The 12323-nt window shown below is 71.4% G+C and carries 15 protein-coding genes; 13 read left to right on the top strand and 2 right to left on the bottom strand.

The features are described 5' to 3' along the window. The first annotated feature begins 107 nt into the window (after nt 1-107). From ACZ6TI_RS04180 to ACZ6TI_RS04155, 6 genes are all read left to right on the top strand, one after another. On the top strand, nt 108-2444 hold the full coding sequence (locus tag ACZ6TI_RS04180; protein ID WP_465343506.1) for a GcvT family protein: 2337 nt from the start codon (nt 108-110) through the stop codon (nt 2442-2444). 9 nt (nt 2445-2453) lie between these two features. After that, entirely contained in the window at nt 2454-2588 is a 135-nt protein-coding gene (locus tag ACZ6TI_RS04175; RefSeq protein WP_465343505.1) for a hypothetical protein, read from the top strand. After that, on the top strand, nt 2585-3694 hold the full coding sequence (locus tag ACZ6TI_RS04170) for an aromatic ring-hydroxylating oxygenase subunit alpha (RefSeq protein ID WP_465343504.1): 1110 nt from the start codon (nt 2585-2587) through the stop codon (nt 3692-3694). The genes ACZ6TI_RS04175 and ACZ6TI_RS04170 overlap by 4 nt, the downstream gene beginning before the upstream one ends. A gap of 67 nt (nt 3695-3761) precedes the next feature. After that, on the top strand, nt 3762-4226 hold the full coding sequence (locus ACZ6TI_RS04165) for a response regulator transcription factor (RefSeq protein WP_465343503.1): 465 nt from the start codon (nt 3762-3764) through the stop codon (nt 4224-4226). A gap of 24 nt (nt 4227-4250) precedes the next feature. Beyond that, nucleotides 4251-5432, top strand: a complete 1182-nt coding sequence (locus tag ACZ6TI_RS04160) for an ABC transporter permease (protein ID WP_465343502.1) — start codon at nt 4251-4253, stop codon at nt 5430-5432. Between the two features lie 79 nt (nt 5433-5511). Beyond that, nucleotides 5512-5967, top strand: coding sequence for a hypothetical protein (locus ACZ6TI_RS04155; protein ID WP_465343501.1), 456 nt, complete (start codon nt 5512-5514; stop codon nt 5965-5967). Here the strand turns inward: ACZ6TI_RS04155 and ACZ6TI_RS04150 are convergent. Together ACZ6TI_RS04150 and ACZ6TI_RS04145 are read right to left on the bottom strand one after the other, a co-directional pair. Further along, complete coding sequence (locus tag ACZ6TI_RS04150; RefSeq protein WP_465343500.1) at nt 5940-6674, bottom strand: ABC transporter ATP-binding protein; 735 nt, start codon at nt 6672-6674, stop codon at nt 5940-5942. The two genes, ACZ6TI_RS04155 and ACZ6TI_RS04150, sit on opposite strands and share 28 nt — an antisense overlap. Nucleotides 6675-6679: 5 nt before the next feature. Beyond that, a complete protein-coding gene (locus tag ACZ6TI_RS04145) occupies nt 6680-7711 on the bottom strand; it encodes a peptidoglycan-binding protein (protein ID WP_465343499.1) in 1032 nt (343 codons plus the stop codon). Nucleotides 7712-8099: 388 nt separating this feature from the next. On the opposite strand from ACZ6TI_RS04145, the gene ACZ6TI_RS04140 reads away from it, so the two are divergent. From ACZ6TI_RS04140 to ACZ6TI_RS04110, 7 genes are all read left to right on the top strand, one after another. Then, a complete protein-coding gene (locus tag ACZ6TI_RS04140; protein WP_465343498.1) occupies nt 8100-8363 on the top strand; it encodes a hypothetical protein in 264 nt (87 codons plus the stop codon). A gap of 76 nt (nt 8364-8439) precedes the next feature. Further along, nucleotides 8440-8703 (top strand): hypothetical protein, encoded by a 264-nt coding sequence (locus ACZ6TI_RS04135; protein ID WP_465343497.1) that lies wholly within the window; start codon nt 8440-8442, stop codon nt 8701-8703. A gap of 80 nt (nt 8704-8783) precedes the next feature. Continuing rightward, entirely contained in the window at nt 8784-9344 is a 561-nt protein-coding gene (locus ACZ6TI_RS04130; RefSeq protein ID WP_465343496.1) for a stage II sporulation protein M, read from the top strand. Nucleotides 9345-9363: 19 nt separating this feature from the next. Continuing rightward, nucleotides 9364-9900, top strand: a complete 537-nt coding sequence (locus ACZ6TI_RS04125) for a hypothetical protein (protein ID WP_465343495.1) — start codon at nt 9364-9366, stop codon at nt 9898-9900. After that, on the top strand, nt 9900-10250 hold the full coding sequence (locus ACZ6TI_RS04120) for a hypothetical protein (RefSeq protein WP_465343494.1): 351 nt from the start codon (nt 9900-9902) through the stop codon (nt 10248-10250). Before ACZ6TI_RS04125 ends, ACZ6TI_RS04120 begins: the two co-directional genes overlap by 1 nt. After that, nucleotides 10247-11686 (top strand): hypothetical protein, encoded by a 1440-nt coding sequence (locus ACZ6TI_RS04115; protein ID WP_465343493.1) that lies wholly within the window; start codon nt 10247-10249, stop codon nt 11684-11686. Before ACZ6TI_RS04120 ends, ACZ6TI_RS04115 begins: the two co-directional genes overlap by 4 nt. Continuing rightward, entirely contained in the window at nt 11677-12321 is a 645-nt protein-coding gene (locus tag ACZ6TI_RS04110; RefSeq protein ID WP_465343492.1) for an ATP-binding cassette domain-containing protein, read from the top strand. Before ACZ6TI_RS04115 ends, ACZ6TI_RS04110 begins: the two co-directional genes overlap by 10 nt. The last annotated feature ends 2 nt before the right edge of the window (nt 12322-12323 follow it).

Genomic DNA, 12323 nt, shown 5'->3' with positions numbered 1-12323 from the left:
GACCAAAACCTCGTCTCGGACTACATCACCAACCAGGGCATGACCCCGGAGAAGGCCGCCGAGAAGTGGGCCACCGAACACGAAGCCACCTGGAAGGCCTGGATGCCGTGAAGATAATCGTCGTCGGAGCGGGCATCGTCGGCTGTGCGCTGGCCGACGAGCTCACCCTGCGCGGCTGCGACGACGTGACCGTGATCGAGCAGGGGCCGCTGTTCAGCACCGGCGGCTCCAGCTCGCACGCACCCGGGCTGGTGTTCCAGACCAACCCGTCGCGGACCATGTCGGCGCTGGCGAAGTACACCGTCGCGAAGTACGTCGAGCTGGGCTGCTTCGATCAGGTGGGCAGCCTGGAGGTGGCGACGACGCCGGAGCGGGTGGCCGAGCTGCATCGGCGGCACGGTTTCGCGACCGCCTGGGGCATCCCGGCTTCCGTGCTCTCCGCGTCGGAGTGCCGGGAGCTGTACCCGCTGCTCGGGGACTCGGTGCTGGCCGGGCTGCACGTGCCCAGCGACGGTCTGGCCCGCGCCGTGCCCGCCGGGGAGGCGCAAGCGTCGCGGGCGCAGGCCAGGGGCGCACGGTTCGTCGCGCACGAGCGGGTGGTCGAGATTCTGCGCGACGGCGGTGCGGTCACCGGAGTCCGGACGGACAAGGCCGACTATGCCGCCGACATCGTGGTGAGCTGCGCCGGCTTCTGGGGTCCCTCGGTCGGCGCGCTGGCCGGCGTCGGCATCCCGCTGCTGCCGATGGCCCATCAATACGTGCACACCTCCGCGGTGGCCGACCCGCCGGCCACGATCCTCCGGCACCAGGACCGCGACCTGTATTTCCGGGCCCACGGCGACCACCTCGGCGTCGGCTCCTATCTGCACGATCCGATGCCGGTGGACGTCGCCGACATCACCGACTCGACGCTCGCCTTCACCCCGGACGACTTCTCCTCGTCCTGGGCGGCGGCCGGCGACCTGCTGCCCGCGCTCAGCGACGCGTCCGTCGCCGGCGGCTTCAACGGCGTCTTCTCGTTCACCCCCGACGGCTTCCCACTGCTCGGCGAATCGCCCACGGTGAAAGGCTTCTGGTCGGCCGAGGCGGTCTGGGTCACGCACTCGGCGGGCGTGGCGCGCGAGGTGGCCGAGTGGATCGTCCACGGCCGCCCGGCGCTCGACCTGCACGAGTGCGACCTCAACCGCTTCCACGAGTCACAGCTCTCCGGAGGCTATGTGCGCGAGCGCTCGGTGCGCAGCTTCGTCGAGGTCTACGACATCATCCACCCGCTGGACCCGCCCTCGGTGCGCGACCTGCGGGTCAGCCCGTTCCACGCCCGGCAGACCGAGTTGGGCGCGGTCTTCGGCGAGGGCGCCGGGTGGGAGCGACCCCTCTGGTACGAGTCGAACGCCGCCCTCCCGCAGGTGGTGCGGGATCGCGACGACTGGTCGGCCCGGCACTGGTCACCGATCGCGGCGGCCGAGGCGATCGCCACCCGGGAGAACGTCGCGCTCTATGACATGACCCCGCTGATGCGCCTCGAGGTGGTCGGCCCGGTCTCCTTCCTGCAGGGTCTGACCAGCAACAACGTCGATCGGCCGGTGGGCACGGTGGTCTACACGCTGCTGCTCGACGCGGCCGGCGGCATCCGGTCCGACGTGACGGTGGCACGGCTCGCCGAGGACCGGTTCCAGGTTGGCGTCAACGGTCCACTCGACCTGCACTGGTTGCGCCGGCACGCGCCGCCCGGGGTGACCGTGCGGGACATCACCGGCGGCACCTGCTGCGTCGGCGTCTGGGGACCGCGGGCGCGGGACCTGGTCGAGCCGCTGGCCGACTTCGACGTGTCGCACGCCGCGTTCGGCTATTTCAAGGCGCGGCAGGGGCATCTCGGCACGGTGCCGGTGACCATGCTGCGGGTGTCCTATGTGGGCGAACTGGGCTGGGAGGTCTATGCGAGCGCGGATCAGGGGCTCAAGCTGTGGGACACCCTGTGGGAAGCGGGTCGTGAACTCGGGGTGATCGCCGCCGGGCGGGCCGCGTTCAACAGTCTGCGGCTGGAGAAGGGCTATCGGCTCTGGGGCACGGACATGACGGCGGAGGACGACCCGTACCAGAGCGGTCTGGGTTTTGCCGTGCGGATGGACGCCGGCGACTTCGTCGGCAAGGCGGCGCTCCGGACCGAACCGCCCGCGCGGCGGCTGACCTGCCTGGTGCTCTCCGCCGACGAGGAATGCGTGCCGATGGGCCGGGAGCCGGTGTTCGTGGACGGGGCGCCGGCCGGATACGTGACCAGCGCGGCCTTCGGGCACACCATCGGGGCGGCGATCGCCTACGCGTGGCTGCCCGCGTCGCTGAGCGTGGGCGCCGAGGTGCGGATCGGGTACTTCGATCGCAGGCTCGCCGCCACCGTCGCCGAGGAGCCGCTGGTCGACCCGAAGATGGAACGCATCCGGCGTTAGGAGTGTGCGGTGGCGGCTGAGATCGAGAGCTTCAAGTTCGTACCCGTGGTCGGCGAGATCGTCGCGGATCTGGCCACCCTGGGTGCCACCCGGCACCCGATCGCCCTGTTCGACCCGCACCGCCTCTCGGGAGTGATCTCGTGACCACCACGCCCTCGCTGCTGCCCACCCTTCCCGGCCGTTACTACACCGACCCCGCGATCTTCGACGCCGAGCAGGAACGGGTCTTCGAGACCATGTGGTTCTGCGTGGTCCGCGGTTCAGATGTCGGCACCCCCGGTCAGTTCAAGACGGTCGACGTCGGCCGCGAGAGCATCCTGGTCACCCGGTCGCGCGACGGCGCCGCCCGCGCGTTCCTCAACGTCTGCCGGCACCGCGGCGCCAAGCTCTGCGCCGAGCCGGAGGGCGAGGTCAAGCGGACGTTCCGCTGCATGTACCACGCGTGGGCCTACGACCTGGACGGCCGGCTGGTCGCCGCGCCCAACCTGGTGAAGATGCCGGACATCGACCGGGTGGAGTACGGGCTGCGGCCGGTGCACGTCCGCGAGTGGCTCGGCTACGTCTGGGTCTCGCTGGCCGACGTCCCGCCCTCCTTCGAGGACGAGGTGATGGGCGCCTGCGTCGAACGGCTCGGCGACCTCGACTCGATCGAGCGCTACCGCCTCGACGAGCTGACCGTGGGCCGGCGCATCCGCTACGACGTGGCGGCCAACTGGAAGCTCGTCATCGAGAACTTCATGGAGTGCTACCACTGCTCGACCATCCACCCCGAGCTGGTGCACGTGCTGCCGGAGTTCGCCGGCGGGTACGCCGCACAGTACTACGTCGGCCACGGCGCCGAGTTCGGGCCGAGCATCGAGGGCTTCACCGTCGACGGCAGCGCCGGGCTGGCCACCATCGACACCATCCAGGCCGAGCAGGACCGGCGCTACTACGCCATCACCATCAAGCCGCAGGTCTTCATCAACCTGGTGCCCGATCACGTGATCTTCCACCGGATGTTCCCGATGGCCGCGGACCGCACGATCATCGAGTGCGACTGGCTCTTCCCGCCGCCGGTGGTCGAGTCCGGCGCCGACCTGGGACCGTCGGTCGAGCTCTTCGACCGGGTCAACCGCCAGGACTTCGAGGCCTGCGAGCGCTGCCAGCCCGGAATGGCCTCGCGGTCCTATCGGGACGGTGGCGTGCTGGTGCCGAGCGAGCACCACATCGGCGCCTTCCACGACTGGATCCGGGAGCGATTGACCTAGCCTCTCGCCGCTGGCCGGTACGGGCCAACGACCCGGCGCCGCACGCCAGCCGCTCTACGGTCGGACGATGATTCGCGTGGTGGTCGTGTCCCGTCAGGCGGTGACGCGCAAGGGGATCACCGCGGCCCTGTTCGCCCGGGAGATCCAGGTGACCGGGGAGGCGGACGGTCTGGGCGACGGTCTGGGCGACGGGCCGGCCGCCCTGCTCGACGCGGCCGACGTGCTGGTGGTCGACGCCCGGGTGCTGGCCGAGCACGTGCCGGTCGCCTCGCTGCACCGGAAGGTCGCTTCGATGCGGGCCGCCTGGCACGAGCCGCTGGATCGGCTCGCGCTGCTCAGCCCGCGCGAACGGCAGGTGCTCGACCTGATCGGCGACGGACTGTCCAATCAGGCCATCGCCGCGCGGCTGGCGCTGGCGGAACGCACCGTCAAGACCCACGTCGGCCGGGTGCTGACCAAGCTGCGGATCGAGTCCCGGCTCCAGGTCGGCCTGGTGGCCACCGCGTGCCGCCTCAACACCGGCGCCTCCTGAGTCATGTCTTCTCGTCACCGGCCGATGCGGCGTGCCCGTCTCGGCCCGTCCGATACCGCCCGCGTCGCCGCGGTGGGCATCCGCACCCGGCCGCTGCGGGCCTTCCTCTCCGCGCTGGGCATCGCGATCGGCGTGGCCGCGATGGTCGCCGTGGTCGGGGTCTCGGCGTCCAGCCAGGCCGAGATCGACCGGACCCTGGACCGGATCGGCACCAATCTGCTGGCGGTCGGCCCCGGGCAGAGCCTGATCGGCGAGCAGGCCCGGCTGCCGTCGAACGCGGTCGGCATGGTCAAGCGGATCGAGCCGGTGCTGCGCGCGGCGGCGACCGGAACCGTCGATGCGCAGATCTATCGGACCGATCGCATTCCGACCGCGCTCAGCGGCGGGCTGGCCGTGCTGGCCGCCGATCTCGAGCTGCCGGACACCATCGGGATGACGGTGCGGCAGGGCAGCTGGCTCAACCCGGCCACCGCGAAGCTCCCGGCGGCGGTGCTCGGCGCCGTCACCGCGCAACAGCTCGGTGTCGACCGGGTCGGCCTGCGGGTCTGGATCCGGGACCGGTGGTTCAGCGTCACCGGCATCCTCGACGCGGTCGCCCTGGCGCCGGAGCTGGACCGCGCCGCGCTGGTCGGCTGGGAGTCCGCCACCGAGCAGCTCGGCTTCCAGGGAAACCCGACTACCATCTACTGCCGGGCGGTGGAGAGCAAGGTCGAGGCGGTACGCGCGGTCCTCGCCGCCTCGGTCAACCCGGCCGCGCCGAACGAGGTGCTCGTCTCCCGCCCGTCGGACGCCCTCGCCGCGCAGCGCGCCACCGACCGCGCGCTCTCCGGCCTGCTGATCGGCCTCGGCGCCGTCGGCATGCTCGTGGGCGGCGTCGGGGTGGCCAACACGATGGTGGTCAGCGTGCTGGAACGCCGGTCGGAGATCGGCCTGCGGCGGTCGTTCGGCGCCACCCGCGGGCAGATCCGCACCCAGTTCCTCTCCGAGTCGTTCCTGCTCTCGCTCTGCGGCGGGGTCGGCGGAACGCTGCTCGGCCTGGCCGTCACCGCCGGGTACGCCGCCTTCCAGGGCTGGCCGGTGGCCGCGCCCTGGTGGGTGCTGACCGGCAGTGTCGCGGCCACCGCGCTGATCGGCGTGCTCGCCGGCCTCTACCCAGCCGTCCGCGCCTCACGACTGGCACCGACCGAGGCTCTGGCGACCCCGTGAACGGCCGGTGCCGCGCACCACCGTCCGCGCCTCCAATCAGTCCACTTTGGATACACGTCGTTCGATCAAGGGAGAGAAAGTGCTACGCAAGACCCTCGCAACACTGTTCACCGCCGGCGCTCTGATGCTGGCGACCACCGCCTGTTCCGGCAAGACGGAAGAGCCCGACGTGGCCAGCGCCAACGGTTCCGGGCCGGCCGCGTCCGCACCGGCCGCCGCCACCGACGCCCGGTTCCAGGCCTGCCTGCTCGAACAGGGGGTGGACGTCAACAAGCTCGACGGCGTGGACGCCGCCACCGTCACCGAGGCGAGCAAGCAGTGCAAGGAGTTCGCCCCCGGCGGCGGGGAGCTGCCGAAGCTCTCCGCGGGCGACACCGCCAAGCTGCGCGCGTTCGCCAAGTGCATGCGGGACAACGGATTCGCGGACTTCCCGGACCCGGGCGCCGACGGCAGCATCCCGGCGGACTACGCGAAGTCCGAGGCCGAGCGCGAGCAGATGATGCCGACCTACCAGGCGTGCCTGGGCAAGCTGTAGGGCGCACGCGGCACCGAGGCCCGGCCGGCGATCGCGGGCCGGGCCTCGGTCAGCCGGCCGTCCCGCATGAGCACCTGCCGGGGCAGGGCCGCCGCCAGCTCCCGGTCATGGGTGATGACGACGATCGTGGTGCCCGCGGCATTCAGCTCCCGCAGCAGCTCCACCACCCCGGCGCCCGCGACGCTGTCCAGGTTGCCGGTCGGCTCGTCGGCGAGCAGCAGCGGCGGATCACCGGCGACCGCGCGGGCGATCGCGACCCGCTGACGCTCGCCGCCGGACAGCTCGTGCGGCCGATGGCCGATGCGCCGGCCGAGCCCCACCCGTTCCAGCGCGGCACGGGCCCGACGCTCCCGCTCGCGGCGCGGCATTCCGGAGTAGAGCAGGCCGTCCGCGGCATTTTGCAGCACCGGCACCCCGGGCGCCAGGTGAAACTGCTGGAAGACGAACCCGATGGTGCCGGCCCGCAGGGCGGACAGCTCCCGATCGTTCAGCCCGCCGACGTCCTGCCCGTCGATGCGCACCCGGCCGGCCGTCGGCTGATCCAGGGTGCCGATCATGTTGAGCATCGTCGACTTGCCGGACCCGGACGGCCCGACGATGGCGAGGAACTCCCCGCGCAGCACGGTGAGCGAGACGTCCCGCAGCGCGGCCACCGCGCCGGCGTAGGTCTTCGACACGTTCGTCAGCTCGATCACCGGCCTGGTCATCGGGCTCACGAGGCCACGCTCACCTTCATGCCCTCGGCCAGATCGGCCCCGCTGACCTCGACCCGGGCGTCGGTGAACAGCCCGACCTCGACCGCGATGATCCGGGTCTTCGCGCCGTCCATCACCTCCAGGCCGTAGCCGCCCTCGGCCAGGGCGAGGAGCGCGGCGACCGGCACGGTCAGCACGTCCTCGCGGGACTCGGAGACGTAGCGGACGTCGACCGGGCTGCGGTCGTACCCCCGAACGGCTTTTTGATCGTCGAGCTCGACCTGCACCCGCAGGGCCGCACCCGCGGCCTCGCCCGGCTTCGGTTCGGCGCCGCCGTTGGCGACCGTGTCGACCTTGCCCTTGGTCTTCTTGCCGTCCGGAAGCGCGACCGTGACCGCGCGGCCGGCCTTGGCCCAGTCCACCTGGTCGGCGCTCGCCTCCACGGTCACCGACTTGTTCAGCGAGGCATAGGTGAGGACGTCCGCGCCGCTGAGAGCCGTGCCCGGCCGCAGCAGATGCCGGGTGACCCGGATCGGACCCGGCACGAACACGATCTGGCCCGGCTGCACGACGCCGGTGCGGGCCCGGCCGACCGTTCCCTGCCAGCGTTTGACCGCATCGGCGGTGCCCCCGGTGAACTTGCCGTCCACCGCGAAGTCCCGGAAACCCAGTGCGCGCAGGTTCTCCTCGAGCTGCTCCACGTCGCGGCCGGTCACGCCGTCCTTCAGGACCCGGAACATCGGCACGTCGCCGTAGAACACGACGACCGGCGCCTCGTCGACCCGCAGCAGCGGATAGCCGCGGCGGACCGCGTCGTCCTCCGGCGCGATCCCGGTGATGGTGCCGGCGCCGGGCACGGCGAGCGGCACGTCCGGGCCGTTGTCGAGCCGGCCCTTCACGGAGACCTCGTTCACCAGCGTCTCGCGGACGACCGGCACGGTCTGCCGGAAGTCCCCGACCGGCGCACCGGGCTCGTCGTCACCCGAGAGCACGCTCCGGACGATGAGCGCGGCGGCGGCCACCACGATGACGGTCAGCAGGCCGATCACGACCGTGCTGAGCCGCCGACCCGGCCGCCGATGATCAGAATCTACCCTGGCCAATGCGTAACCCCGCGATTCTCTTGATCTCATGTGACCCTCAAACCGCGTCGAGTATAGACACGCCAGGAATGCGTTGACGGTCCTGGAAATACACGTCGAATACAGGCCCCAGTCCTTTGGTCGCACATTCGTTGACGATGCCGATCGGGCGTGCAATCCTCTTGCGCGCATTGCGTTAGGCCAGCTCAGATACGGTCTAGTCCTTTCTGCATAGGCCGATATTGAATCTGGATACATTCATTGACGCGCGCATTTTCGCGACCGTATGGTTCGTCCGGCTCGGGCCCATCGGAGCGGAACGAGCCAACTCGGTAAGCCCTTGAAAGGGGAAAGAATGGAAAACAAGCGCGCGATCGCTGGCGGCGCCGCACTGGCGGCACTCGGCCTCGTCATGGCCGTGGTGTCCGTCGGGTGGCTGACCGGCACGCTCGGAGTCAGCGCCGTGGCGGCGAACTCCATCGTCACCGCCGTGGAGGTCGGCAGCTTCGCGACCTTCCTGGTCGCCATCGCCGCGACCGGCGGCCTGGTGGGCGCAGCCCTGTGGGGCGCCCTCCGGCTGCTGCTCGCGACCGCCGGCCGGGCCGCCGTCCTCGCGTAGTACCCGCTGAACGCCTGTGGCGTGCCGGTCCGGCACGCCACAGCTCCGGCACTCCGTAAACCTGAAAAGGAGAGAAATGGAAAACAAGCGCGCGATCGCGGGCGGCACCGCGCTAGCCGCACTCGGCCTCGTCCTGGCCGTGGTGGCCGTCGGATGGCTCCGGGGCACGCTCGGCGTCTCGGCCATCAGTGCGAGCAGCATCGTCGCCGCCGTGGAGGTCGGCAGCTTCGCCACGTTCCTGATCGCCATCGCGGCGACCGGTGGGCTGGTGGGCGCCGCCCTGTGGGGCACCCTCCGGCTGCTGCTCGCGACGGCCGGCAAGCAGGCCGTCATCTGGTAACACCCCCGCTGAACGGCTGTGGCGTGCCGGGCCGGCACGCCGCAGCCTCGGCACCCGACCCCGCCGAAGAAAGGAGTGCGATGAGCGCGAACGCTCTGATCCGGTCCCACTTACAGGTGTTGCGCGGTTCGGCATTGGAGCTGGTCCTCGCCGCAGTGCTGTTCCTGGGCACCGCCACCATCGGGCTGGTCTACGGCATCGAGCTGATGCCGGCCAGCACCGCGCAACCGGCCGCATCGGAGCCGCCGTGGGAGACCCTGCTCTGGATCCTGCGGCACAACATCCCGGCCGCCCTCATGCTGTTCTCCGGGGTGGCCACTCTGGGCATCTCCACGCTCGCCGGTGGCGCGGGCGTAGGACTGTTCCTCGGGCACTCGATGGCGCTGTCGGTGAGCACCTTCGGACCGGCCTACGTCATTGCGCACACCGCCCTCTACACCCCGTTCGAGCTCTACGGCTTCATCCTCGCCTTCGCGGCGGGGCTGACCCCGATCCCGGCCCTGCTCTCGCTGCGCGGCGGCTTCGACCGCTCGACCATCGGGCGCACCATGCGCCGCGCCCTGCAACTGCTGGCGGCGTCGGTCGTGGTGCTGGTCGCGGCGGCGCTGCTCGAAGTGGCCAACATCCTGCTCTTCCGCTGACGCACCAAGGGAGTCCTCCATGGCGATCGATGAAGCCCTCTCCGGCACCATCGCCAAACGCGCACGAGTCGGTTATCCACTGTGGCTGACGTTCGCCGCCATCGCGGTGTTCGCGCTGCAGGCGGCCAAGATTCCGTCACTGAACGTCTGGGCGCTGGAGCGCATCTCGGCCGATCCGGAGATGCAGCGCGGCCTGAGCGAAGAGATGCTCCGCACCTCGATCTACACCGGGGTGGGCGTCGCACTGCTCTTCTCGGCCGTGATCAGCTGCCTCGCCCTCTTCAGCGTGGCCAAGTTCGTGCACCGCCGGGCCTCGGACAAGGCGCGGGCCTTCGACCGGCGCAACGGCGCGCTGCTCTACGTGTTCGCGTTCGCGCTGCTCTGGCCGGACGTGTGGGCCGCGTTCGGCATCATCCAGCCGCTCGTGCTGCCGCTGTTCTGGGTCAGCCACCTCGCGCTCGCCTCGGTCATCGCCTGGCGCACCCGGGACGGCCGTCCCGCGGTCCGGCACTTCGCCTGGTGCCTCGGCATCTCGCTGCTGGGCGTGCTGCTGTGATGCGCGCCGTCGACCGCTGGTCCGCCGTCCTGGCCGGTGGCCTGCTTGCCGGCGCGGCGGCGTGGGCCTTCAGTTCAGCCGTCACCGAGAAGGAGAAGGGCGCATGCGCCGTCCTGCTGCTCTGCGCCCTCCTGGTCGCGGCCACCGCCTGGCTGGTCCGGGTCAGCGTGGCCGTCACGTTCATGATCCGGGCCCCGGCCGCGATCGCCGCGTTCGCGATGACTGTTGTCGTCCCGGCCGAGCCCCGCGTTGTGGTCTACGCCGCACTGGTCGGTCAGGCCGTCTCGTTGACCACCGTCGTCGGGCAGGTGATGGAGGAAACCAAGAACCGGCCGGTGTCCCACCTGTGACCGGGCGGCCCCTGCGCTCGGCGTTCGAGTCGGCCGTCATCCGCAACCTCCGGGCGTTCGGACTGGACATGGCCTTCAGCACGGCACGAACCCTGCTGATCGCAGTCGCGCTGGCCGCCATCGTGCCGATCGTCTGGCTCGCCACCGTGGCGATCGCCCTGGTCTCCGAGGGCGGGCAGACCGCACCGATCACCATCGGTGGCCGGCCTGCCAGCATCGCCGCGGCCGTGATCGCGTGCTGGTGGCTGGCCGCCGCGCTCGGCGAGTGGGCCCGCGCCAGTCGCTGGGCGGCCCGGCCGCTGGGTCGCCGGGAGCCGGCGTTGCGCTATGCGCAGGCGGCCGTCGGGTGCGACGTCCGCGGCGTCGCCCTGGTCGAGGTCGTGCTGCCCGGACTGGTCCGGATCGGCCCGCTCGCGCTGTGCACCCTGGTCGTCCTCGCCCGGCCGCCCGCACCGGCCGACCGGCTGCTGGTCGCAGCCGCGGTGGGCATCGGGCTCACGATGCTGCTGTCGGCCTGGCACCGGGCGGTGCGCCGGATCGGCGACTTCGATGTGACCGACCGCCCGCGCCTCGGCCCGGTGCTCGCGCCGGTCGTCGCGGCCGGCGCCGGTGTCCTGATCGGACTCCCCATCGGGGGCTGGCACAGCGGCGCCTGGGACAGCACGGCACCGAAAATCCTTCTACCTTCGTCGTTCACGCTCGTCCTGGTGTTCTTCGTCGCGGCCGCCGCGCTCGCCTGGAGCCTGACCCGAGTGCTGATCGCGGCGGGCGGGCAGCCGTTGCGGCCGGGCGTCGTGCCGGGCCCGGCAGGCGTCTCGAACCGCCACTGGACGACGTCCTTCTGGCTCCAGCCGCTCGCGGTCGGCGCGCTCGGTTCACGGGCGCTCGTGTTCGCCGCGGCCGTCGTGCTCAGCAGCCCGGTGATCGCCGGGCTCCTGGGCGGGCTGCGGCCCGCCCCGGTGATCGCCGGCCTCCTGGTGCTCTCCACCTTGGCCGCCGCGGGTGGTGTGGCGCCCGCGGGCGGCCTGGCCGGATCCGGTCCGGCCCACCGCACGCTCTACGAGATCGGCCACGCCGGCCGCTCCGGCTTCTGGCTGTGCGGCGCCGCCGACCTCGCCCGGGTGCTGGTCCCGGCGGCCGCGTCCACCGCGCTGTGGTCCGCGATCTGGCCCCGCACCTGGTACGTGCCGGTCGCCATCGCGCTGGCCGTGGTCGCCGGGTCCCGGCTCGCCGACGCGCTGACCGGCAGCACGTCGAACACCGCAGTGTCCGAGCTCCAGCGGGTGGCGTACGGCGCGATCGTGCTCGCCGTCGCCTATCCGGCCTGGCAGCTCGGTGTGCACGCCCTTCCCGCGGCGTTGGCAGTCATCGCCGGGGTCCTACTGATTGGCGAGGAGCTATGGGCTCAGCGGATTCAGAAAATGCGGTGGAGCTGACCCGGGTGTCGGCCGGCTACGCCGCGGGCTCGCCGATCATCGACGCGGCATCGGCGACGCTGCGCGGCCCGGGACTGCTGATCGTCGACGGGCCGAACGGCAGCGGCAAGTCGACCCTGTTCGAGTTGCTCAGCGGTCACCTGCGGCCGTGGTCGGGCACCGTCTCGGTCGGCGGCGAACAGCCGCGGGCCGGCCGGTCCCGGCGGATCGCGGTGGCCCGCACCGAACCGGCGTTCTTCCCGCACGTGTCCATGCGGGATCACTGTCACCTGTTCGCCCGCGGCACCGGGACCGTGCTGTCCGCGATCGCCGGCGGGGTGCGCGAACTCGAGCTCGGGAAGTTCCTGGATCAGTACCCGGAACAGCTCTCCACCGGCACCCGGAAGAAGTTCTGGTTCGTCCTGCACGTCCATCAGCCACCACCGGTGCTCGCCTTCGACGAGCCGTTCAACGCTGTCGACCGGCAGTCCCGGGAGTGGATGCGCGACCGGCTGTGGCAGGCGGCCGGGCGAGCCCTCGTGCTGCTCGTCTCGCACGAGATCCCGGCGGCCTGGGCGACCACCGCCGAACTGCCGATGTTCGGCGACATCCGCGCCGTATCCATGACACCGCACCCCGAAATGGTCAGGAGCTGAAC

The sequence above is a fragment of the Actinoplanes sp. NPDC051388 genome (assembly GCF_055586225.1).
The sequence above is the reverse complement of the archived record's forward strand: the minus strand, read 5'-3'. Positions and strand labels throughout refer to the sequence as shown.